Here is a 22,537-nt window from a genome sequence, read left to right on the forward strand (position 1 = left end):
TAAATCATTATTTATATTTTTTATGCATGATGAGGCCATACACTATATGTAAAAAACCAAATCCCAGCGTCCATGCTACTAGTCCCCATCCTAGAAAGAAAAGGGAAACCAACCCTAGTATAATCTGGCAATAGCCCAGATATTTGACATCAGTTAAAGTATATCTCTCAGCATTCACGAGTGCTAAACCGTAAAAAATTAATGTCGCTGGGGCAATCAATGGAAAAAGGTGATGATATAAAAGACCAAGACATACTACGCCTCCTGTTATTAATGGAACAGAAAACGTTAATAGCAGACGTTTTGTCGTAGCATCCCATATTTTCAATCCTTGCTTTCTGCTTTTATTCGCTGTAAAAAAGTATCCGCTCAGTACCGCAACAAATAAGATCAAAGTTCCTATAATCACTAATTCTCTCACTAAAGAAGGATTGTAGATATTTCGATCCCCATCAAAATAATCGATTCCTTCTCTCTGAAAAACAAAATACACATACACTGCACCTGCAATGGCAGCAAGTCCGGCAAAAACACCAGACAATCCACTCAATGAAATAAATCTGGAAGATCGTTCCATCATAGACCGGATGTGGGATAGATCTTCGTGGTAGTTTTTTGAATCCATATAAAGAACTTTGAAATACAAAGTTAAATATTTTTCTGAAACTTAAAAATATTTCGAAGATTATTTAAATAAAAAAACCGCTGATTATTTCAACGGTTTTTTTATTTATGAAGTAAGCCTTTACTTAACTCTTAATTTTTCTTTAATAGACTCAATATTTTTCTTTGCAGATTCTTCCAGGATGAGACTAGCACTCATATGAATCCTTTCCGGCATTAATTCATTGAAGTGTTCTGTTCCTTCCCATGATACCTTTTTAATAAGTGCAAGAGCATCACTGCTTCTGGAAGCTAATATCTGTAGAAATTTATCCAGTTTAGCATCCATTTCTTCGATATTTTCTGAAACAGAATGATAAACATTATGTTGTTCAGCCCATTCAGCAGATCTGAAATCGGCATCAATCGCCATTGCAGAGAATTGTGATTTTCCTATTTTCCTTTCAACATACGGGCCTATTACAAAAGGACCAATACCTAAATTAATTTCAGTCAAAGCCAAGGCAGAATCCTTTGTTGCAAAACAATAATCAGCTCCACAGGCAATACCTACTCCTCCACCTGTCGTTTTTCCCTGAACTCTTACCACAACTATTTTACCACAATTTCTCATCGCATTCAGTACCTTAGCAAATCCTCCAAAAAACCTTGTAGATGTATCTAATTCTTCAATAGCAAGAAGTTCATCAAAACTGGCACCGGCACAAAAAGCTTTTTCACCACTGCTTTTTACAAGAATAGCTTTTACTTCATCTTTTGCACCTTCATCTAAGATCGTTTGTGCTAATTTTTCCAGAATCGCTCCAGGAAGTGAGTTACTTTTAGGGGTCCCAAAGGTGATTTCTGCGATATTGTTTTTAAGTTCTGAGACTACAAATTCGTTCATTTTAATTTAAATTGGATTCTTACAAAAATACGAATTACAGCCTGTTAACGAAAATTTAACCACAACAAATTGACCTGCAAAATAGTGATCAGCATGTCATTCTATTTTAAGCCTATTACGTAGAAATACGGATGCATCAATTTGGTACTTTCTACTCTACTTTCGGGTCCCATTATTATTGTTCCTTTGAGATACTAAACATGCTGCTTTTTTCCTGCTACAGTGCCAGCTCTTTAAAAAGCACAGACATTAAAAAAGGAGTACATGAAAAAGATATCTCTGAGTTCCCTGCAAGAGAATATCTAATGAAAATTCCTTTGGGATCAAATAAGATCATAAAGAAATAGCTTACGACGATAAAAACTAATAACCGTGAAAATTATATCATAAGCTATCATTGTACCGTGAAAGATTCTACTACACAAATGGAAAATCCCTTGAGCTATTCAAGGGATTTGTTTTTTAATGCAAGTATATATTTATCAATATAGCTTTGCTTTTCTTTTAGTTTATATTGCTGTATATATCTGGGATGTTCAAGAATGGTCATTTTTTCAAAGAGATTTGCTTCTTTATTCAGTTTTGAGATAAAATCTGCATTCTTCTTTCCTAAAACAAATACTTCTGAAGTATCAAGATTTAAACTGATATGCTTTTTTAAGGATTCAATCATAAAATCTTTAACATCAGAAAATAGCTCCTTATCATCATAGTAATTAGCATTAAGCCAGCCATTTCCGGATCGTTTTACGATTGCTAAGGGAAAAGGAGAGTTTATATAAAAATCTTTGTAAAATTCAGTGGCTCCTCCATACTGTTCGATCATATCATACATGAAAACAGATGAAACCTCATGCGTACGTGCAGATTGCATTGCTATCCCACAAACACTTTCAAGTCGTTTTGTATCTGTAAATGGTACTCCAGTTACACCAGCGCCATGTCTGCTGGGATTAATTCCTACCATAAACTTTCTTTGTATGGAATCATTATAATACTTTTTATAAAACTGCTCCATAACAGCCATCGTTTCCGGATTGTCAAAATATGGATTCAACACCTCAAAATTATGTGGCAGCTTACCGTTATAATTAAGGTTTCTATTAAAGTCAATAACTTTATCAGCAAAACTAGCTACCATCATTAGAAATCTTCTTCATCCTCCTGCTCTTCGGAAAGTGCCAGTTCAATGTCAATAAACTGAATGTATAACCCGCATACCTGATTATCTTCGTCGTAAGCAAAGTATACAGGATAAGCGCCATCACCGAACCCACTGGCAAACATCGGAATTTGATAAGATGTACCTGGTATTGTCCAATTGATCCAATCCCCTAACTCCCTCTGGTTTTTGGGGTTGTTTTTATAACTCTGAGCAAAGATATCGGCAAAATAATCATCGTAAATGTTACCCACATTTTTTTGGGTAAGGAACTTATCGAAATAAGGCAATACCTCCGCATCAGTAATACAAGCAAGACCAGCGTCTACAGAAAATCCAAAATATTCTCCTTCTCCCACTCCTTCCAGTTCCTCATGTCCTATTAAAGTCTCACGATAAATTACAGGCCTTTTATCCGTAAATGAAACTTTTACCGCTGCATAGCGATTCCCCCAATCTTCAGATTTTACTACTGCTATTTGTACCGGAAAATTTCCTTTCGGAGAGTCAATAAAGTAAGGTTTTTCTGCTGCATTCAAATAGACCAAAGGATCTCTTACTATTACTTTTCCAGAAGGGATAGAAACATTTCCAACATGTATTACTTCCATTTTTTTTCCGAAAATCTCGTCTGAAGTAAAATAAGCTTCTAAATCTGTAGGACAAACCAGAAGGTCTTTCATTTCATCCCATTTTTGTAGCCAGCTTTCATTCATGATATTATTTTTTATCAATTCATTTAAAAATTAAAATTACTATTTATTTAATCCGGATCAAATGAAGACGGACTTTTAAAAACAAAAATATATACAAAATACTATTACCTACTGATTTTCAATTATTTTAATTATTTTAGTCATCGAACTTATCGTGCTGAAAATACGATATAAAAACTATTTACCCATGATCGGAATTCTTGCTGAACTTATTATTTCAGGGCTCTTGCTATGGTATATCGATAAAAAAACACTTTCTGTTTTAGGATTTAAACCCACCAGAAATAGAATTATGAACTGGACAACAGGCTTCCTGTTAGCAGCATTGGTATGCTTAATTTATCATGTAATGAATAAGACTTTCAGCGATAACAGCTGGATATTAAATAAACATATGACCTTACAGACAATATTCACCAGCGTCTGGTGGACTTTAAGATCAGTCATATTTGAGGAACTCATTTTTAGGGGAGCATTACTTTACTTAGCCATTGAAAAATTGGGAATTAAGATTGCCTGCTATCTTTCTGCCATTTGCTTTGGTGTCTACCATTTGTTTTCTTATAATGCATTTGGAAACCTTATTCAAATGGTGATTATTTTTTTTATGACCGGAATATTTGGATTGATGCTTGCATTTGCATTTGCAAAAACAAAATCACTTTATCTTCCTTTTGGACTTCACCTGGGATGGAATATCTTTAATATTGTTATTTTCTCAAACGGTCCTCTGGGACAACAGGTTTTGATTAAAGCCAATGAGCATAAGCCGGAAGGTCTCATCTCACTTTTTATATTTCTATTTCAAATCTTTGCACTTCCCATTTTGGTTTACTGGTATCTGAGATATCTAAAAAAACAAGACATCAGTACCCAAAAAAAGGAAGCTTTATAAAGCTTCCTTTTAATATTATCAGATCAATCCAAATTGTTCAAAATGATGAGTAAAATGCTTCCTATGCATCAATTCCCACATTTCTTTATTTAGTTTTCCGAACACAAAATTCAGATGTTGTGCTTGAGGATTTTCTTTGTAATAAATTGAAAATCTTTTCAGGTTTTCTATGAATGATTCTTTTGCCGCATCAAAATTTTTATGTCTTAATTCCAACAGCTTTTCATCTTCAGCCAAGTAAGGTGCCGGGAAATCCTTAGGCATTTTCCTGTGATTGTAAAGGGAATCCTGCCATTTTTCGAGCTGTTCTTCAGGAGTAAAGCATTTTTCAGCTTCAGGTTCTCCCATACTTACCAAAACGCCATGCTCAAGATGCTCAATCATTTGTTGTGGAGACATATTACCCCAGCTTGGTTTTGTACTTTGGGTCAAGCCTCCTAAAATTTTCTGAATATTTTTAATATTAAGATCAACAAAAGGAGATTTTTTTGCAACTAAAGTTAAAATAGTAGCCACACAAACAACCTCATCTCTTTGATTAATTACTTCCACTAACCATTTAACGACTCCCGATGGAATATTTCTTCCTTTGACTCCCCTGTTTATTTTTTCTTTAGCTGTCAAATAAACAGTAATTGTATCTCCAGCATATACCGGTTTAAAGAAGCTGCAATTTTCCAGACCATAGTTTGCTATTACCGGTCCTTTTTTACCTGATACAAATAGTCCGGCAGCAGCAGAAAGGATAAAGTATCCGTGAGCAACCGTCTTATCAAAAATAGTTCCCGTTAAGCTTGTAGCATCTGTATGTGCATAGAAGTGATCCCACGAAACATTGGAGAAATTCACAATATCTGCATCGGTAACTGTTCTTCCTGCTGTTTCCAGAGAATCTCCAACTTCAACATCCTCAAAGTATTTTTGAAATGGATGCTTATCTGCATATTTTTTCTCCGCCCCTTGCTGGTAAACTTTGGTGATTGCCGTCAAAATATCAGGTGACCCTTGAATAGCTGTTTTTTGTAAAAAGAAATGCAGTCCGTTTAATCCTCCCATTTCTTCTCCTCCTCCTGCTCTTCCCGGTCCTCCGTGCATCAATGTAGGAAGTGGGGAACCATGTCCTGTACTCTCTTTAGCATTATCTCTGTTCAGCACATAGATTCTTCCATGTTGCGATGCCATTTTCCAAGATGTTTCAGCTACAAATTGATCATCGTGGGAAACAATTGAGCCTACTAAACTTCCTTTTCCTCTTTTCGCGAGTGCTGCGGCTTCTTCCGCATCTTTGTAAGGCATCAAAGTAGAAACCGGACCAAAAGCTTCTACATCATGAGAAATGTTTTTCTCGAAAGGCTTATCGTTCAGGAATAATTTAGGACTCATGAATGATCCTTTTTCATAGTCTGCATCTACAAGCTCATGTTTACCATCATAAACTAGTTCTGTTTCAGTTTTCAGAATATCTACTTTTCGGAGAACCTCATCATACTGTTGCTTTCCTACCAATGATCCCATTCTGGTTTCACGGCTTAGAGGATTTCCTATTTTAGTTTGATCCAATGCTTTTGCCAATGCATGCTGTACATCACCGATAAGGTGTTCCGGTACAATTATTCTTCTTATAGCAGTACATTTCTGGCCGGCTTTTGTTGTCATTTCATTACGAACCTCTTTGATGAATAAATCAAATTCCGGAGTTCCTGGTTTTGCATCCAGTCCCAGGATAGAACAATTCAATGAATCTGCTTCCATATTGAAACGAACTGCATTACCTGCCACGGAAGGCAATGATTTCAGTTTTCTTCCTGTATTCGCAGAACCCGTAAACAATACGGAATCTCCATCCTGAACATAATCAAGAATATTTCCGGGTTCGCCACAAACCAACTGTACAGCACCTTCCGGAAGAAGACCACTTTCAATCATGTCCTGGAATACCGCATTGGTAAGATAAGATCCAAAAGGTGATGGCTTTACAATGGACGGAACACCTGCCAACAATGAAGTAGAAAGCTTTTCCAGCATTCCCCATACCGGAAAGTTATACGCATTGATTTGTATAGATACTCCTTCACTTGGAGTAAGGATATGAGTTCCTAAATGAGTTCCGTTCGCTGAAATTTTCTGTGTATCTCCATCTACCCAGAATGGAGTATTAGGCAACATTCTTTTTGCCAAGCCCGAGTAGGTAAAAAAAGTCCCAAAACCTCCTTCAATATCCACCCAGGAATCCACATGGGTAGCTCCAGTTTTATAGGATAACTCGTAGTATTTTTTCTTTCTTTCCAGCAGGTAAAGCGCCACTTTTTTCAACATTTCTCCACGGTCATAGAAAGTCATTGAAGAAAGATTTTTATATCCTACAGTTCTTCCATAATCAAGAGCCTGTTCAAAATTAAGGCCTTCAGTATCGGAAACAGCTACCTGTTCTCCTGTAACGGCATTGTACAAAGGAACCCCGTTTCCGGTCCCTTCTACCCATTCTCCGTAGATATAGTTTTTTAACTTTTCCATATAGTTTTTTACTTTTTACTTAAATTAATTAGTGAGCCCTAAGGTATTCCCAGTAATGACCAAATTACTATTACGATCTAATATTTTTAGGAACATCGATCAAGTGAAACTGATTTACTTCGGTTCCTGGTAAGGAAACATTTTCACCAATCCTTCATATAAACTTCTGTGAAGAATAGTAGCATGATTGTCTGTTTCCATCATTTTATATTCTAATGTCCAGTTTTTCTTTCCGGCTTTTTTCAAAACATCGTAGAAAGTCTCCGCATCTTTTATCATTACAGGATGTTCACCTTTTCCAACAGACAGATAAACAAACTTTTTAGTATCCGGAGATTTTGAAAGTAATTGAGATGCTTGTTTTAAAAGGCTTTCATCATCCCACCATAAACTTGGACTGATAATAAAATAGTTATTGAACATTTCCGGCTTTTTCAAAAGAATTTCCGTTGCTAAAAGTCCGCCCAGAGACTGGCCAAAAAGGTATTTTTCCGTAGTTTTAAACTGGCTTTCAACATAAGGTTTTAGCTCTTTTTCCATGAATGTAATAAACTGATCAGAATGACCTGTGGTAGGATAGTCTTTCTGCAAGTCTTTTAAATCTGTATGAAAAGTAAAATCTCTTTTTCTATCTACGTTAGCAACTCCCACTACAATGGTTTCCGGCATGGAATACATCTGATTAAAGAATTGGACTAATCCCGTCACGTGAATAAAATCTTCATTTATGCTTCCATCCAACAGATAGATTACCGGGTATGATTTTGTTTTGTCATATCCTTGTGGAAGATAAATATTCAATATTCTGTCTTCATTTAAGGTTTTAGACTTAATCGTCCTCACTTCTCCAATTGTAAGCGGTTTTGTAGCAACAGTTTGTGCTGACACCACACTATTCATCATCAACATCATGCTGCATACAAGTGCAATTTTTTTAATCATATTTAATTTTTTGTTAAACCTAACAGGTTTTAAAAACCCGTTAGGTTTAATTGTTAGCAATTATTCAAAATTTAAAAAATCATATTCAATAGTAGACTTATGATAATTTTTTAAAAACTTCAACCGAATCAAAATATTGCATAACTTCCTTTCTATTCAATTTACTCTCTTTTTCAGAATTTAGATATGAATTATACGAAGAATGCTTCCATTGATCAATTTTACTTACAAATCCGTGATTAACCGGATTATTATGAATGTAATGGAAAACTTTCAATAAATATTTCTCATCTGAGATTTTCTTTCGTTTTACCGCATTTAGAAAAAGAGCTCCTTTTCTATTATATTTTTTGTTGTAAGCTTTAGCATAAGCATTCAATAAATTACCAAAATGCTTCATTAAAAAATGATGCTCATTTTCATTACTTACATTATCAAAATTCTTAAATTTTAATAACAAATGAAAATGATTAGGTAATAGACAATACGCATAAATATCAGCGACTGGAAGAATATATTTTTCTATCTTTTCGAGAAAAAATTGATAATTTAAGGATTCACGAAAAATAATTTCAGTCCCATTTACATGAGAGAAAATATGATACGTACCTTCAAACTCAAAATTTTCTGTATTAATCATTTTAAATCTGATATTAATCTAAATCTAACAGATTTACTAGATATTTATTTTATATCATCCCAGATACTGTAATCCACAATTTTCGTTGGAATCTGCTGGACATATTCTGTAAAAGGTTCACAAGGCAGAATAGCTTCTTTTCCCTCTCTTGCCAGTTCCTGATATAACTTTGTCCCTTCTGTTTTCCAATGAATCATTTCATCGGAAACATCACGAATGATTTTTGCAGGACTTCCTACAACCAGTTTTCTTGGTTCACATCTGAAATTCGCCGGTACAAAAGCCAATGCTCCGACAATACTTTCATCGCCAATATAAGCTTTGTCCATTACCACAGCGTTCATTCCGATCAGACAGTTTTTGCCGATGTGTCCGGAGTGAATGATAGCTCCATGTCCGATATGTGCAGATTCTTCTAATATCGTTTCTATATTCGGAAAAACATGCAGGGTACAGTTCTCCTGCACATTAGCTCCATCCTTGATGATAATTTTTCCCCAGTCCCCACGGATTACCGCATTGGGACCGATATATACTTCTTCACCTATTTCTACATTCCCGATAATGACTGCCTGCGGATGAATGTATGCAGAAGGTTTTATAATGGGACGAATCCCGTGGTATGAATAGATGTTCATCTTTTTTTAATTTGAAAATCTGAGAATGCGATAATTTGAAAATTAGGAATGTGTTTAAGCATTTTCAAATTCTCAAATTAACTCACTTCCAAATTCATTATACTTTTTCAATTACCATCGCATATCCTTGTCCTACACCTATACAAAGGGTACACAACGCATATTTCTTATCCTGTTTATGAAGCTCCATTGCTGCAGAACCTACGATTCTTGCTCCGGAAACTCCCAGTGGATGGCCTATTGCAATGGCACCTCCATTTGGATTTACTCTTTCATCATCATCTTTCAACCCTAAACTTCTAGTTACGGCCAGTGTCTGTGCTGCAAATGCTTCATTCAACTCGATGATATCCATATCTTCAAGAGAAAGGTTTAATCTTTTCAGTAGTTTTTGAGTTGCTTCTACCGGTCCTATTCCCATGATTCTTGGTTCAACACCTGCTACCGCGGATCCTAAAATCTTTGCTTTTGGCTTAAGACCATACTTTTTAACCGCTTCTTCACTCGCTAAAATCAAAGCAGCAGCTCCGTCATTCATTCCTGAAGCGTTTCCTGCTGTAACTGTTCCTTCTTTTCTGAAAGCTGGACGAAGTTTTGCCAATCCCTCCATAGATGAAGATGGTTTAATAAATTCGTCTTTTTCAAAAATGATTGGATCACCTTTTCTCTGAGGAATTTCAACTTTTACAATTTCTTCTGCCAGCCTTCCGCTTTCCTGAGCTCTTGTTGCTTTTTGCTGAGACCAAAGGGCAAATTTATCCTGATCCTCTCTATTGATCTGATGTATATCTGCTAAATTTTCGGCAGTTTCTCCCATTCCATCAACACCATACAGTTCTTTCATTTTAGGGTTGATAAAACGCCATCCGAAAGTAGTATCAAACATCTGGCTGTCTCTTCCGAAAGCAGCACTTGGTTTTGACATCACATAAGGTGAGCGGGTCATATGCTCTACTCCTCCTGCAATATAAATTTCTCCTTCTCCTGCAGCTATTGAACGAAAAGCGTTTGCCACGGCGGACATTCCGGAAGCGCATAGTCTGTTGACAGTTTCTCCTCCGATTTTATAAGGAAGACCAGCCAGTAAAAGACCCATCCTTGCAACATTTCTATTATCTTCACCCGCCTGATTAGCACACCCGAAAATAACGTCTTCAATTTCTTCTACCGGAACTTCGGGATTTCTTGCAACAATTTCTTTGATAACAATTGACGCCAAATCATCAGCTCTTACTTCTGATAATCCTCCCTGTAATTTTGAGATGGGAGTTCTGACATAGTCTATGATGTATACGTTGTTCATTTTTTATTTAGATTTTGAGATACCAGACAAAAAGATTTCATTCGTTTTTAATCAGATATCTGAGTCTTATGTCTGATTTTATAATTCTGTTACTTTCTTTCCGATCTTATATACTGTTCCGACAAATTTTGCAATAAGCTCTTCATTTTGATTGGTGATCTGAATATCATAAACAGCAGTTTTCCGGGTATCGTTAACCAGCTTACTTTCTGCCCTAAAGATATCACCTTCTTTTCCTGCTTTAGTAAAATTGATGATACAATTTAACGCAACTGCAGCGTCCCCGGAATTATTGGATGAAAAGGCCAGTGCAGAATCTGCAAAAGCAAACGTCACCCCTCCGTGGACCGTCTTAAGTCCGTTAATCATATCTTTTTTAATAGGCATTTCTATTAGACAATAATTTTCTTTCACCTCAATCATTCTGATATTCATCCATTGGGAAAAATAATCCTGACCGAGCATATAATCTGCAATTTGTTTTGGATTCATTTTTAGTTTATACTTGTTATTTCTTCATATAATTCTTCAACCAATACGTCATAAATACCCATAGTTTTACCTAGAATCATATGTTCATATGAAAAGTCTTCGGAAGGATACGAAGCATTCAGATCGAAATTATTTTCATCAGCTATCCTCTTGATCGCCTCTTTATATTTATCATTAAATTTCCCCAGCAATTCCAACAGTTCCTGACCATCTTTGATCAGAGAACATTCCCGGACCAGGTATTCTTTTTCCATCAAAAGCCTCTGCTTTAATTCTGCTCCGAAAATATCTAAATCCATTATAATAGTTTTATCCTCCTAATTAAGCAAGCTTATTTAATAAAGGGCTTTGTCGGTATCTTTCTTCCTGATATTCGTTATAAAGGTTCTGCAGGGTTTCCGAGATTTTTGTATATCCTATTTCCCGCCCCCAGCTTAATAAACCTTTCGGATAGTTGACTCCTTTTTGCATTGCCAGCTCGATGTCTTCATCATTCGCTACACCTAATCTTTTAGCTTCTACAGCTTCATTGATCAGCATGGAGATGATTCTTAAAAAGATCTGTTCATACAACGCATCATCTTTTCGAGCAATCGGTTTCTCAGCTCCTTCCCTGTAATCAAAAAAACCTTTTCCGGTCTTTCTTCCATGAAGTTTTGCTTCAGACATACGTTGCTGTAACAAGGAAGGTTTATATTTCGGATCATTAAAATAATCCTTATAAACAGTTGTTGTAACTGAAAAATTGACATCAACTCCAATGAGATCCATTAATTCAAAAGGTCCCATTTTAAAGTTTCCTAAGGTCCTCATGGCATCGTCTACCTGCTCTGGTGTAGCAATATTTTCTTCAACGATTCTCAATCCTTCACCATAGAAAGGACGTGCAATTCTGTTGACAATAAATCCTGGAATATCTTTAGCAATAACAGGAACCTTTCCCCAATCTTTCATGAGGTTATACATTCTCTCTGCTAAGGACTTCTCTGTTAATAAGGAAGGAATAATTTCAACTAAAGGCATCAGAGGTGCAGGGTTGAAAAAGTGAATTCCAATAAAACGTTCAGGATATTTCAATTCAGCGCCAAGAGATGTGATAGAAATGGACGATGTATTGGAACCTATAATACAGTTTTCGGAAACATGATTTTCCAGTTCTGCGAAAACTTTAGTTTTAATTTCTTTGTTTTCAATGATTGCTTCAATAACTAATTCACAGTCTTTGAAATCTTTCAGTTCTGTAGCGATAGAGACATTAGCAAGAACTTCGGTCATTTTTTCAGCTGAAATCTTCTGTTTATCTACCAGTTTGGTTAATGTTTTTTCCAAACCCAGCGTTGCCATTTCTACCTGTTTTGGGTTGGCATCATATACCCAAACTTTACAGCCATTTGTTGCTGCTACTTGTGCGATGCCTATTCCCATAGTTCCGGCACCGATAATTCCTACATTCATATTTTAAATTTGAAAATTTGAAAATGAGCTAATTTGAAAATTACTTAAGCTTTTGAACTTGAAATAATTTTAGATAAGATTAACACAATCTCTTTTAAATCTGATCGTATTTTTTCATTCGGAGATTTTAAATATTGAGATTGAGAACATAACAAGAGCTAATACTCTGTTTCTTCAGCTTCTTTAGCCGCGATTTTTAATTTATGAATAAAATCAGCCTTGCTTTCTGCATTTTGAGCTTCTCTAACATTAGCCCCAATTGAAGTTCCTGATTTAAAAATCTGGTTTGCCAATGGAAATCTATTAGCCTTATATAGTTCTTCAGAAAATTCAATAATGTTCAATGCAAAGTCAAAAGTCTTATTTACAATGATATTTTCTTTGTCATCTCTCATTTTCAAATTTTCAAATTAGCCCATTCTCAAATTAATTATCTTCCCTTATAATCAGGTTTTCTTTTTTGTAAAAAGGCGTTTACACCTTCTATGAAATCTTCTGTTTCTGCAGCTTCCTGTTGCAGGTCGCCTTCTAACTCCAGTTGCTCTTTGAGTGTATTATTGTACGACTGAGCAAATGCTTTTTTAGTAAGTTTTATAGCAGCGGTAGGCATATTGGCCATTTTCTCCAGAATTTCCATTGATTTTGGAATAAATTCCTCTTCGTTGAAAACTTCAGCTACCAAACCGTAAGCTTTTGACTCTTCTGCTGACAATCTTTTTCCTGTAAATGCAAGGTAATTGGCTAATTGTCTTCCCAATAGTTTCGGAAGGAAATAAGTTCCTCCCGTATCAGGGATCAACCCGATATTTGAAAAAGCCTGTGCAAAATAAGATTTGTCAACTGCTAATACGAAATCACAAATCAAGGCAAGCATGGCACCTGCTCCAACTGCCGGGCCATTTACCAGTGCAACCACAGGTTTTCTGCAATGTGTGATTTCTGTAACCAATGGATTGTAGTAATCCACTACTATTTTTCTAATGATATCATGATCATGGTGTTCATTTCCCTGTACAAAAGCATCATCTAAATTCTGTCCTGAGCAAAATGCTCTTCCTCTTCCGGAAATCGCCACACATCTTACCGTTTCATCTTCATTACAGGATTTTATAAAATCTTTCAAATCTGCCAAAGAAGGTTTTGTTAATGCGTTTAATGATTCAGGTTGATTCAGGTAGGCAATTTTGAGTTTTCCATCAAAATGAGTTTCGATATCAAGTTGTGTATACATAGTTTTTAAATTTATTATTTAACAATGCTCTAATTTAACAATATAAATTAATGTAACCATCTACCAGCTTAGTAATCCGGCAGTAGCTTCGTTATGCTTTACATAGCCATATGCCTTAAATATAACAAGTACATTAATTTATCAATGGCATTTAAAATAATCAAAAGGTTCTAAACAGTCCAGACATTGGTATGATGCTTTGCATAATGTAGATCCAAATCTGCTGATCTGCTTAGAATGCATAGAACCACAGCGTGGACATTTTTTAGGTTTCCCTATATGGTGCTCATCTGCCCCTTTCTCCGGAGGAGTAATTCCATATTCACGGAGTTTTTCTCTTGCTTCATCTGTTAGCCAATCCGTTGTCCAAATTGGAAACATTTTGGTAACAACCTTTGCATCCCACCCGTTTTCCTTCATGATTTTCATGATATCTTCCTCAATGGTAAACATAGCGGGGCAGGCAGAGTAAGTGGGTGTAATTACTACCTCGCAAGAACTTTCGCTGGTAGCTTTTGCCTCTCTTACAATACCTAATTCCACAATATTGATTACCGGAATTTCCGGATCAGGAACCTGGGATAATATGTTTAATAATTGGTTCATTACTTATTAATCATTTGCCTATTTGAAAATCCATTATACAATTGTTTAATTTTTAAATGGGGGTATATTTTCAAATAAATCTTATTTTACTACCAGGTACACCCCGGATATGCTCTCTGCATATATTGTAATTCACAAAGAATATATCCGAAATACTCGGTATGGTAACCTGTTCTTGACTTTGGCTGCATAAAATGATCCGTTGGATATTCTAGTCCAAAATCAGCAAAATCTTTTTCTGTAACAGCAATAAACTGCTCATAAAGCGCATCAACATCAGGTACAATATTAAGAGTGATCATATCATCTTCGCCTTCCACCTTTGCAAACAGACCTTTTGTGTATTCCCAGATATTTTCAATTGCTTTTATCAGACGTACTTTACTTTCTTCTGTTCCCTGTGCAAAAATTTTCATCCAGGATGAAGCATGAGTATAGTGATATTTAACCTCTTTCAAAGATTTTTGGGCAAGCGCGGATAAGTCTTCATCTGAAGAATTTGATAAAGCTTCATACATTAATTTCTGATAGATAGAAAAAACATACACTTTAAGAATTGTCTGGGCATAATCTTCATTAGGGAGCTCTACCCAATGAGCATTAATGTATTCATGTTCATATCTCAAAAATGCCAGATCATCCTCGCTTTTACCATTATCAGCTACTCTTGAAGCATACTGATAAAAATTATTCGCTTGTCCCAGTTCATCAAGAGCAATGTTGGTCAATGCAATATCTTCTTCCAGATAAGGACCTTCACCACACCACTCGGATAGTCTCTGCCCCATGATGAAACTATCATCCGCGAATTTTAATAAATAATTATATAATGGATTCATTTTTTGATGGATTTCAGATTCAGATTTCAGATTTCAGATATTTAATTTTCATATCTGAAGTCTCATATACTGAAGTCTTTATTAATTACATATTTTTTACATCATTAGGAATGTCATAGAAGGTTGGATGGCGGTATAATTTATCATCTGCCGGATCGAAAAATGATTCCTGATCCATACCTTCTGAACTTACAATATATTTGCTGGGAACCACCCAAACACATGTTCCTTCTTTTCTCCTGGTATAAACATCTCTTGCATTCTGAAGAGCCATTTCTGCGGTTGGTGCCTGCACTGTTCCTGCATGTTTGTGGGATAATCCCGGTTTAGTCTGAATAAACACTTCCCACATATCTAAATTTGCCATAGTCAATTATAAATTTGAAAATTTGAGAATTTGAAAATGTGTTAATTAATTTTCGAATTAGTACATTTTCAAATCGTCACCTTATATCACTTCTTTTTGTTGTTTCTCAGCAAAAGCTGCTGCAGCTTCTTTCACCCAAAGGTTTTCCTGCTGTGCCTTTACTTTAGTTTGTAATCTTTTCTTATTACATGGTCCGTTTCCTTTCAGAATGGTCATAAATTCATCCCACGGAAGTTCTCCAAAATCATAATGCCCTCTCTCCTCGTTCCACTTCAGATCTTTATCCGGAATCGTTAATCCTAAAAACTCAGCCTGGGAAACAGTAACGTCAATAAACCTTTGACGAAGGCTATCGTTACTTTCTCGTTTTACTCTATAGTTCATAGAGATCTTCGAATTTGGTGAGCTGTCATCATTAGGTCCAAACATCATCAGAGCCGGCCACCAAAAACGATCTAACGCTGCCTGAGCCATTTCTTTCTGTTGTTTTGTTCCTCGGCAAAGTGCCATTAAAATCTCATACCCTTGTCTCTGATGGAAAGATTCTTCCTTGCAGATTCTTACCATTGCTCTGGAATAAGGTCCGTAAGAGTTACCCATCAGCATTACCTGGTTCATAATTGCAGCGCCATCAACCAGCCAGCCAATAGCTCCAATATCTGCCCAGCTCAGTGTAGGATAATTAAAGATACTTGAGTATTTAGCCTTTCCTTCCAACATATCTTCATAAGTAGCATCTCTGTCTGCCCTGATTGTTCCGTTTCCTAAAGTTTCAGTTGCAGCATAAAGATATAACCCGTGCCCTGCCTCATCCTGAACCTTAGCCAAAAGAGCCATTTTTCTTCTCAAAGAAGGAGCTCTGGAAATCCAGTTAGCTTCCGGTAGCATTCCTACAATCTCGGAATGGGCATGTTGTGAAATCTGACGAACCAATAATTTCCTGTAATCATCAGGCATAATATCCTTGGGTTCTACTTTATTTTCTTCGTGAACGTATTGAACAAATTTTTCTAAGTCCATAATCTTTGAATTTGAAAATTTGAGAATTTGAGAATGCATTAATTAATTTTCAAATTAACACATTAGCACATTTTCAAATTTTATTAAACATCATAATTAAGCATCACCACATTGGTTGTCGGGTGACATTGACATGTCAGAACGTAACCTCTGGCTACTTCTTCTTCGGTAAGTGCAAAGTTTTTTTCCATGAAGACTTCCCCTTCCAAAACCTCTGCTTTACACGTACAGCAAACTCCTCCTTTACAAGCAAAAGGAACAGGCAGCTGATCTTTTAATGCTTTATCTAAGATACTCTCTTTTTTAGAATTAAGATGGAAGGAATATTCATCGTCGTCAATGATCACCGTTACCATACTTTCTATATTGGCGATAGCTTTGAATTCATCACTCATTTCCTCAGAATTTTCTTCATCCGGAGCTGTGAAATATTCAAATAAAACCTGAATAGCAGGTACCTTTTTTTCTTTTTTCAGATAATCAGCAATACCTTTGATCATTTCTGCAGGACCACAAATGAAATAGGTAGCTTCTTTAACATCTATATCGGTATATCTTTCAAATAAATGATTCAGTTTTTCCGGAGAGATTCTTCCTTCAAAAATAGGATCTTCATGCTTTTCACGACTTACCAGATATACTACATTCAGCCTTCCTTTGAAGTGCTCAACCAGTTTATCGATCTCCGCTTTCTTCATCACATGATTCATGCTTCTGTTGCTGTAAAATAAATATGCCTTACTATCAGGTTCCTGGTAAAGACTTTCCTTGATATTGGAAAGAACCGGACTGATTCCACTTCCTGCAGCCAGACCAACATATGTTTTGGTATTCGATGGGTGATAGGTGGTATTGAAACCTCCCATAGGGGGCATTACCTCAAGCACCTCATCCATATGAAGATGTTCATTAAAATATCCTGAAACCTTTCCACCTTCCAAAAGTTTGACCAATACTTCCAATGTATTGCTTTTTTCACTTGGAGCATTGCAGATAGAATAAGAACGCCTCTCCTCATTTCCGTCGATCATCATCCGGAAGTTAAGGTATTGTCCCTGCTTGAATCTGAATTTATCTTTTAGTTCATCAGGAATTTCCACTGCTACATTCACAGCTTCATCGGTATCTTTCTGAACTTTTACCGTTTTTAGTTTATAAAATGAATTCATTTTTTCTTTAGTATTCTATTAATTTTTCCACCTTCGCATTTAGGTAAGCTATCCTGAGTATGGATTTTCACTTTTGTGGTTATTCCTACCCGTTTCTTTATTTCGTTTTCAATATTTTTCCCAAAATTTCCGACAAAAATAAGATAATCATCGGTATTTATTTCAAGTTGATGAGATTTAATAAAATCATTATCTATTTCCAGATCAATATCTAAAGCAACGCACATTTGCTCCTTTTCGATCGGTGTAAGATAGTAATTAGGTACGACTCCTTCTACATGTGAAAAAGCTTCTTCAATCTGGCTAGGATAAACATTTACCCCTCTTACAATCAGCATATCATCAGCTCTTCCGATAAGCGGTCTCATTTTTACCATCGTTCTTTTTCCACTCTCATCATAGTAAAGACTTGTAATGTCATTTGTCCAATATCTTAGAAGTGGCATCGCTTTTTTCGTCAAAGTGGTAATCACCAGTACGCCTTCTTCTCCAAACGGAACCGGTTGTTTTGTATTCGGATCCAAAATTTCGGGATAAAAATGATCTTCCCAGATATAGGAACCGCCTTTTTCTTCGAAATCCTCCATCGATACTCCGGGTCCGATAATCTCACTTAATCCATAAATATTAGTCGCATGAACCCCCAGCCTCTCTTCAATGTGATGTCTGATGATTTCTGTCCATGGTTCAGAACCTAACACAGCATACTTTAAACTGATTTCATCAGCAGAAATTCCTCTTTTAGCAAATTCATCAGCTATTGTTAAAGCATACGAAGGTGAGCAACAAATTACTTCAGGCTTAAAATCCATTATCAAATCCACTTGTCTCGTTGTCATTCCCCCCGAAATAGGAAGAACACTCATTCCAAGCTTTTCAGCTCCATAATGCAGACCTAATCCGCCGGTAAAAATTCCATAACCGTATGCATTATGCAATTGCATCCCGGGTTGGGCTCCTGCTGCGTTCAAAGACCTTGCAACCACCTCGCTGAAAAGATCAACATCTTCCTTCGTGTATCCTACTACCGTTGGTTTTCCTGTGGTTCCACTTGAACAATGTATTCTCTGTAATTCATTCTTCGGGACCGTAAATAATCCAAATGGATAGTGATCCCGCAAATCCTGTTTATAAGTAATGGGTAATTTCGAAATATCTTCAATCGACCTTATTTCCTGAGGTGATATTCCCGCTTCATTAAATTTTCTTTTATAAAAATCTGATCTTTCCTCAAGATAACCTACGAGATCTACCAATCTTTTGGACTGGAGCTCCCTAAGCTGGTCGAGCTCTAAATATTCAACTGAAAAATCCATAAAACTAACTAACATTTGTTAGGTGTAAATTTAAAAAGATTTTGGAAGCTGACAAAATTTTTATGATTTTCATCATATTTTGAATGAATCTAAATAACCAGAACGGTAATTTTTTTATCTCTTTTGATTTCCAAGCAGTCCAAAGAGTATCTTATTCCTGATTTCATCAGTGATCTCTACATTTGATCCTGTGTTTCTTTTGAACCAGAAATAAGAATTATTGAGTGTATGAAGAATAAACCTTGTAGTAAAGGATGGGGATTTTAATTCCCAATTTTCGGCCTTATAGATCCCGGAAATTAATTGCTCAACTTCCTGTTGATATTTTTTCCTCAACTCAACAAATTCAGGAAGCCTTTCCTCAAGATGTTTCCATTCGTTGGAATAAATATGAGTAACATCGGGATTTTTGAGAACAACAGATAAGTGTTTATCAATAAATAAATTCAGCTTATCACTGGGTTTGATATCTGTGTTCAATACTTCCTGAAGCTCAACAAAGAAATCCTGAGCAATACCAAAGCAAATCCATTCAAGGATTTCTTCCTTAGAACGTATATGTGCATAGAGAGAGGCAGCTTTTATATTCAATTGAGTTGCCAGATCTCTTACAGAACTTCCCATATAGCCTTTCTCTTTGAAAAGCTGAACGGCTTCGTCTAATATTTTCTTTTGTTTTTCTTTAAGCTCCATCAGTAGATTGCAAAAGTAACTTTTTTGATCCAAACTGTTGTTTTTTGCCTCATAAAAGTTTTACATACCTCTTTTAATCTGATTTCAAAATAAAAAAGAATGTCAAAATTTACAGATGATATGATGAAAATGGAAATTTTGTCTAGTTACTTCAGTGTTAAAAATACAATATTCGGAAATTTTGTCCAATTTATTTATAAATTCAATAATTGAACACTTTTTGTGTTATACGACCCGAATTAAATGATTAAATTAGATCAAGGACATCAGACTTTAGATACGGATTTAAGAAATTAAATTTAATTCAAAGTCTGAATGGTCTGAAATCTGATGTCTAAAATCTATACACTTTAAGTCAACCCAAAAATATAAAATATGAATTTAAATCAATATACTGTAAAATCACAAGAAGCCATCCAGGCAGCCCAGCAAGTTGCTATGGAATTGGGTAATCAAAGCATAGAACCTCAACATTTACTGGAAGGAATCTTTCAGGTAGATGAAAATATTTCACCTTTTTTACTGAAAAAATCGGAAGCCGATGCATCTTTGGTAAGAGAGAGGAACCGTGAAAGTTTAGAAAGACTTCCTAAAGTTCAGGGAGGTAATATTTATCTCTCACAATCAGCAAATAAAGTCCTATTGGATGCGCCGAACATTGCAAAGAAAATGGGTGATGAGTATGTAACAATCGAACACTTGTGGCTGTCACTTTTGGATACTTCATCTGAAGTTTCTAAAATGCTTAAAGATATGGGGGTTACCAAAAGCTTACTGGAAGGCGCTATTAAGGAATTACGAAAAGGGAGCAAAGCCAATTCTGCAAGTTCAGAAGAAACTTACCAATCTCTCAATAAATATGCTAAAAATTTTAATGAATTAGCAGCAGAAGGAAAACTGGATCCGGTAATCGGACGTGATGAAGAAATCCGTCGTGTATTACAGATTCTTTCCAGAAGAACAAAAAACAATCCGATCCTAATTGGAGAACCAGGTGTGGGTAAAACTGCAATTGCAGAAGGGATTGCACATAGAATTATTAACGGAGACGTCCCTGAAAATCTGATGGATAAAACTTTATATTCATTAGATATGGGAGCATTAATCGCCGGAGCAAAATATAAAGGAGAATTTGAAGAGCGTTTGAAGTCTGTCGTTAATGAGGTAATAAAGTCTGACGGACAAATTATTCTTTTCATTGATGAAATCCACACATTAGTAGGAGCTGGTGGTGGTGAAGGCGCCATGGACGCAGCAAATATTTTGAAACCCGCCTTGGCAAGAGGAGAATTAAGAGCAATAGGTGCCACTACCCTGAATGAATATCAAAAATATTTTGAAAAGGACAAAGCCCTTGAAAGACGTTTTCAGAAAGTAATGGTGGAAGAGCCGGATACAGAATCTGCGATCTCTATTTTACGTGGAATTAAAGATAAATACGAAGCGCATCATAAAGTAAGGATCAAAGATGAGGCTATTATTGCAGCAGTTGAAATGTCTCAGAGATACATCTCAGACCGATTCTTACCGGACAAAGCAATTGACCTTATTGATGAGGCTTCTGCCAAGTTGAGAATGGAAATCAACTCCAAACCCGAAGAACTTGATGTCCTGGACAGAAAGCTTATGCAGATGGAAATTGAGCTGGCTGCTATCTCAAGAGAAGGCAATCAGACTAAAATAGACCATTTAAAAGAAGATATCTCAAAAATTTCCGAACAACGGAATGAGATTAATGCAAAATGGTTGAAAGAAAAACAAAAAAGTGAAGATCTTACACAGATTAAAAAAGATATTGAATCTTTAAAACTAGAAGCGGAAAGAGCTTCCAGAGCTGGAGATTATGCTAAAGTAGCAGAAATCCAATATGGAAAAATCAAAGAAAAAGAAGATGACTTGCAGAAGCTGGAACTTGAAATGCAAAATCATCAGAACGAGTTAATAAAAGAAGAGGTAACTGCAGAAAATATCTCCGAAGTAATTGCTAAGTGGACAGGAATTCCTGTAACAAAACTTTTACAATCGGAAAGGGAGAAATTGCTGCACCTTGAAACAGAACTTCATCACAGGGTTGTGGGACAAGAAGAAGCCATTCAGGCTGTTTCTGATGCGATCAGAAGAAACCGTGCAGGATTGAGTGATGAGAAAAAACCAATAGGATCCTTTCTTTTCCTCGGTACAACAGGTGTCGGTAAAACAGAGTTAGCAAAAGCTCTGGCTGAGTTTTTATTCGACGATGAAAACAATATGACCCGAATCGACATGAGTGAATATCAGGAACGTCATTCTGTTTCCAGATTAGTAGGAGCGCCTCCGGGATATGTTGGATATGATGAAGGAGGACAACTTACAGAAGCAGTGAGAAGGCGACCTTATTCAGTTGTTCTTTTGGATGAGATTGAAAAAGCCCACCCTGATGTTTTCAATACCTTATTGCAGGTTTTGGATGATGGTCGTTTGACAGACAACAAAGGTAGAGTTGTCAACTTTAAAAACTCAATTATCATTATGACTTCTAACCTGGGCTCACATTTGATTCAGGAAAATTTTGAGAACATTACTGAATCCAATCAGGATGAAATCGTAGAGAAAACAAAAGAAGAAGTTTTTGACTTATTAAAGCAAACTCTTCGTCCGGAGTTCTTAAACAGAATTGATGAGATTGTATTATTCCAGCCTTTAAGAAAAAAGGAAATTGGAAAAATTGTTCAGTATCAGTTACGAGGCTTTAATGATATGTTAGCAAAACGGAATATAATCATGACAGCAACTCAGGATGCCGTAGATTATTTAATGAATAAAGGATATGATCCTGCTTTTGGTGCAAGACCTTTAAAGAGAGTTATCCAGCAGGAAGTTTTAAATAAACTATCCCGCGAGATTCTGGCCGGAAATGTAAATGACGGAGACCGAATCACTTTGGATTATTTCGATGAAACAGGTCTGGTTTTCAGACCGGCGGAAAAATAAATAGTTTTTTTCATATATATTATTTTTGTAGTAAGTGCTGTAGACAAAATCTACAGCAC

At 36.0% G+C, this 22,537-nt stretch carries 23 protein-coding genes; 2 read left to right on the top strand and 21 right to left on the bottom strand.

The genetic code is table 11. The annotated features are described in order from the left end of the window. Positions 1-7 precede the first annotated feature (7 nt). The 4 genes from AAEU33_RS02080 to AAEU33_RS02095 form a co-directional block, all read right to left on the bottom strand. Entirely contained in the window at positions 8-625 is a 618-nt protein-coding gene (locus tag AAEU33_RS02080) for a hypothetical protein (RefSeq protein WP_273650633.1), read from the bottom strand. Positions 626-745: 120 nt separating this feature from the next. Continuing rightward, positions 746-1,510, bottom strand: a complete 765-nt coding sequence (locus AAEU33_RS02085) for an enoyl-CoA hydratase/isomerase family protein (RefSeq protein ID WP_345990765.1) — start codon at positions 1,508-1,510, stop codon at positions 746-748. A gap of 442 nt (positions 1,511-1,952) precedes the next feature. Continuing rightward, positions 1,953-2,651, bottom strand: coding sequence for an SMUG2 DNA glycosylase family protein (locus tag AAEU33_RS02090; RefSeq protein WP_345992726.1), 699 nt, complete (start codon positions 2,649-2,651; stop codon positions 1,953-1,955). A 2-nt stretch (positions 2,652-2,653) separates the two neighbouring features. Continuing rightward, on the bottom strand, positions 2,654-3,388 hold the full coding sequence (locus tag AAEU33_RS02095; RefSeq protein ID WP_345990767.1) for a DUF4241 domain-containing protein: 735 nt from the start codon (positions 3,386-3,388) through the stop codon (positions 2,654-2,656). A gap of 187 nt (positions 3,389-3,575) precedes the next feature. On the opposite strand from AAEU33_RS02095, the gene AAEU33_RS02100 reads away from it, so the two are divergent. Continuing rightward, a complete protein-coding gene (locus AAEU33_RS02100) occupies positions 3,576-4,283 on the top strand; it encodes a CPBP family intramembrane glutamic endopeptidase (protein ID WP_345990769.1) in 708 nt (235 codons plus the stop codon). Positions 4,284-4,301: 18 nt separating this feature from the next. On the opposite strand, the gene paaZ is transcribed toward AAEU33_RS02100, so the two are convergent. From paaZ to AAEU33_RS02185, 17 genes are all read right to left on the bottom strand, one after another. Next, positions 4,302-6,797, bottom strand: a complete 2,496-nt coding sequence (paaZ, locus tag AAEU33_RS02105) for a phenylacetic acid degradation bifunctional protein PaaZ (RefSeq protein WP_345990771.1) — start codon at positions 6,795-6,797, stop codon at positions 4,302-4,304. Positions 6,798-6,911: 114 nt separating this feature from the next. Further along, positions 6,912-7,739 (bottom strand): alpha/beta hydrolase-fold protein, encoded by an 828-nt coding sequence (locus AAEU33_RS02110; RefSeq protein ID WP_345990773.1) that lies wholly within the window; start codon positions 7,737-7,739, stop codon positions 6,912-6,914. 97 nt (positions 7,740-7,836) lie between these two features. Continuing rightward, complete coding sequence (locus AAEU33_RS02115) at positions 7,837-8,379, bottom strand: transposase (protein ID WP_345990775.1); 543 nt, start codon at positions 8,377-8,379, stop codon at positions 7,837-7,839. Positions 8,380-8,423: 44 nt separating this feature from the next. Further along, positions 8,424-9,017: a transferase hexapeptide repeat family protein gene (locus AAEU33_RS02120; protein ID WP_345990777.1), complete on the bottom strand. Its 594-nt coding sequence runs from the start codon at positions 9,015-9,017 to the stop codon at positions 8,424-8,426. 97 nt (positions 9,018-9,114) lie between these two features. Beyond that, entirely contained in the window at positions 9,115-10,320 is a 1,206-nt protein-coding gene (gene pcaF, locus AAEU33_RS02125; RefSeq protein ID WP_345990779.1) for a 3-oxoadipyl-CoA thiolase, read from the bottom strand. Positions 10,321-10,398: 78 nt separating this feature from the next. Beyond that, entirely contained in the window at positions 10,399-10,812 is a 414-nt protein-coding gene (locus AAEU33_RS02130; RefSeq protein WP_172284290.1) for a hotdog fold thioesterase, read from the bottom strand. Positions 10,813-10,814: 2 nt separating this feature from the next. Next, positions 10,815-11,111 (bottom strand): hypothetical protein, encoded by a 297-nt coding sequence (locus AAEU33_RS02135; protein ID WP_345990781.1) that lies wholly within the window; start codon positions 11,109-11,111, stop codon positions 10,815-10,817. A gap of 22 nt (positions 11,112-11,133) precedes the next feature. Further along, positions 11,134-12,267: a 3-hydroxyacyl-CoA dehydrogenase NAD-binding domain-containing protein gene (locus AAEU33_RS02140; protein WP_345990783.1), complete on the bottom strand. Its 1,134-nt coding sequence runs from the start codon at positions 12,265-12,267 to the stop codon at positions 11,134-11,136. Positions 12,268-12,425: 158 nt separating this feature from the next. Continuing rightward, positions 12,426-12,662, bottom strand: coding sequence for a four helix bundle protein (locus AAEU33_RS02145; RefSeq protein ID WP_345990785.1), 237 nt, complete (start codon positions 12,660-12,662; stop codon positions 12,426-12,428). Positions 12,663-12,697: 35 nt separating this feature from the next. Further along, a complete protein-coding gene (locus AAEU33_RS02150; protein WP_172284297.1) occupies positions 12,698-13,498 on the bottom strand; it encodes an enoyl-CoA hydratase-related protein in 801 nt (266 codons plus the stop codon). A 141-nt stretch (positions 13,499-13,639) separates the two neighbouring features. Continuing rightward, entirely contained in the window at positions 13,640-14,104 is a 465-nt protein-coding gene (gene paaD, locus AAEU33_RS02155; protein ID WP_172284299.1) for a 1,2-phenylacetyl-CoA epoxidase subunit PaaD, read from the bottom strand. 89 nt (positions 14,105-14,193) lie between these two features. Then, on the bottom strand, positions 14,194-14,955 hold the full coding sequence (paaC, locus tag AAEU33_RS02160) for a 1,2-phenylacetyl-CoA epoxidase subunit PaaC (protein WP_345992728.1): 762 nt from the start codon (positions 14,953-14,955) through the stop codon (positions 14,194-14,196). A 73-nt stretch (positions 14,956-15,028) separates the two neighbouring features. After that, entirely contained in the window at positions 15,029-15,310 is a 282-nt protein-coding gene (paaB, locus tag AAEU33_RS02165; protein ID WP_172284303.1) for a 1,2-phenylacetyl-CoA epoxidase subunit PaaB, read from the bottom strand. 81 nt (positions 15,311-15,391) lie between these two features. Continuing rightward, positions 15,392-16,330, bottom strand: a complete 939-nt coding sequence (gene paaA / locus AAEU33_RS02170; protein WP_172284304.1) for a 1,2-phenylacetyl-CoA epoxidase subunit PaaA — start codon at positions 16,328-16,330, stop codon at positions 15,392-15,394. 83 nt (positions 16,331-16,413) lie between these two features. Continuing rightward, positions 16,414-17,499: a 2Fe-2S iron-sulfur cluster-binding protein gene (locus AAEU33_RS02175; RefSeq protein WP_345990787.1), complete on the bottom strand. Its 1,086-nt coding sequence runs from the start codon at positions 17,497-17,499 to the stop codon at positions 16,414-16,416. Continuing rightward, complete coding sequence (locus tag AAEU33_RS02180) at positions 17,496-18,815, bottom strand: phenylacetate--CoA ligase (protein ID WP_172284306.1); 1,320 nt, start codon at positions 18,813-18,815, stop codon at positions 17,496-17,498. The genes AAEU33_RS02175 and AAEU33_RS02180 overlap by 4 nt, the downstream gene beginning before the upstream one ends. Positions 18,816-18,929: 114 nt before the next feature. Then, on the bottom strand, positions 18,930-19,508 hold the full coding sequence (locus AAEU33_RS02185; protein WP_172284664.1) for a TetR/AcrR family transcriptional regulator: 579 nt from the start codon (positions 19,506-19,508) through the stop codon (positions 18,930-18,932). A 375-nt stretch (positions 19,509-19,883) separates the two neighbouring features. On the opposite strand from AAEU33_RS02185, the gene clpB reads away from it, so the two are divergent. After that, positions 19,884-22,478, top strand: a complete 2,595-nt coding sequence (clpB, locus tag AAEU33_RS02190; protein ID WP_345990790.1) for an ATP-dependent chaperone ClpB — start codon at positions 19,884-19,886, stop codon at positions 22,476-22,478. Positions 22,479-22,537 lie beyond the last annotated feature (59 nt).

Origin of the sequence: Chryseobacterium sp. Chry.R1 (genome assembly GCF_039645525.1) — a bacterium.
GTDB classification, from domain to species: Bacteria; Bacteroidota; Bacteroidia; order Flavobacteriales; family Weeksellaceae; genus Chryseobacterium; species Chryseobacterium proteolyticum.

What these genes read in the sequence shown, in the direction of transcription:
- AAEU33_RS02080 (WP_273650633.1), bottom strand. Translation starts at nt 625, where the DNA reads ATGGATTCAAAAAACTACCACGAAGATCTATCCCACATCCGGTCTATG.
- AAEU33_RS02085 (WP_345990765.1), bottom strand. Translation starts at nt 1,510, where the DNA reads ATGAACGAATTTGTAGTCTCAGAACTTAAAAACAATATCGCAGAAATC.
- AAEU33_RS02090 (WP_345992726.1), bottom strand. Translation starts at nt 2,651, where the DNA reads ATGGTAGCTAGTTTTGCTGATAAAGTTATTGACTTTAATAGAAACCTT.
- AAEU33_RS02095 (WP_345990767.1), bottom strand. Translation starts at nt 3,388, where the DNA reads ATGAATGAAAGCTGGCTACAAAAATGGGATGAAATGAAAGACCTTCTG.
- AAEU33_RS02100 (WP_345990769.1), top strand. Translation starts at nt 3,576, where the DNA reads ATGATCGGAATTCTTGCTGAACTTATTATTTCAGGGCTCTTGCTATGG.
- paaZ (WP_345990771.1), bottom strand. Translation starts at nt 6,797, where the DNA reads ATGGAAAAGTTAAAAAACTATATCTACGGAGAATGGGTAGAAGGGACC.
- AAEU33_RS02110 (WP_345990773.1), bottom strand. Translation starts at nt 7,739, where the DNA reads ATGATTAAAAAAATTGCACTTGTATGCAGCATGATGTTGATGATGAAT.
- AAEU33_RS02115 (WP_345990775.1), bottom strand. Translation starts at nt 8,379, where the DNA reads ATGATTAATACAGAAAATTTTGAGTTTGAAGGTACGTATCATATTTTC.
- AAEU33_RS02120 (WP_345990777.1), bottom strand. Translation starts at nt 9,017, where the DNA reads ATGAACATCTATTCATACCACGGGATTCGTCCCATTATAAAACCTTCT.
- pcaF (WP_345990779.1), bottom strand. Translation starts at nt 10,320, where the DNA reads ATGAACAACGTATACATCATAGACTATGTCAGAACTCCCATCTCAAAA.
- AAEU33_RS02130 (WP_172284290.1), bottom strand. Translation starts at nt 10,812, where the DNA reads ATGAATCCAAAACAAATTGCAGATTATATGCTCGGTCAGGATTATTTT.
- AAEU33_RS02135 (WP_345990781.1), bottom strand. Translation starts at nt 11,111, where the DNA reads ATGGATTTAGATATTTTCGGAGCAGAATTAAAGCAGAGGCTTTTGATG.
- AAEU33_RS02140 (WP_345990783.1), bottom strand. Translation starts at nt 12,267, where the DNA reads ATGAATGTAGGAATTATCGGTGCCGGAACTATGGGAATAGGCATCGCA.
- AAEU33_RS02145 (WP_345990785.1), bottom strand. Translation starts at nt 12,662, where the DNA reads ATGAGAGATGACAAAGAAAATATCATTGTAAATAAGACTTTTGACTTT.
- AAEU33_RS02150 (WP_172284297.1), bottom strand. Translation starts at nt 13,498, where the DNA reads ATGTATACACAACTTGATATCGAAACTCATTTTGATGGAAAACTCAAA.
- paaD (WP_172284299.1), bottom strand. Translation starts at nt 14,104, where the DNA reads ATGAACCAATTATTAAACATATTATCCCAGGTTCCTGATCCGGAAATT.
- paaB (WP_172284303.1), bottom strand. Translation starts at nt 15,310, where the DNA reads ATGGCAAATTTAGATATGTGGGAAGTGTTTATTCAGACTAAACCGGGA.
- paaA (WP_172284304.1), bottom strand. Translation starts at nt 16,330, where the DNA reads ATGGACTTAGAAAAATTTGTTCAATACGTTCACGAAGAAAATAAAGTA.
- AAEU33_RS02175 (WP_345990787.1), bottom strand. Translation starts at nt 17,499, where the DNA reads ATGAATTCATTTTATAAACTAAAAACGGTAAAAGTTCAGAAAGATACC.
- AAEU33_RS02180 (WP_172284306.1), bottom strand. Translation starts at nt 18,815, where the DNA reads ATGGATTTTTCAGTTGAATATTTAGAGCTCGACCAGCTTAGGGAGCTC.
- AAEU33_RS02185 (WP_172284664.1), bottom strand. Translation starts at nt 19,508, where the DNA reads ATGGAGCTTAAAGAAAAACAAAAGAAAATATTAGACGAAGCCGTTCAG.
- clpB (WP_345990790.1), top strand. Translation starts at nt 19,884, where the DNA reads ATGAATTTAAATCAATATACTGTAAAATCACAAGAAGCCATCCAGGCA.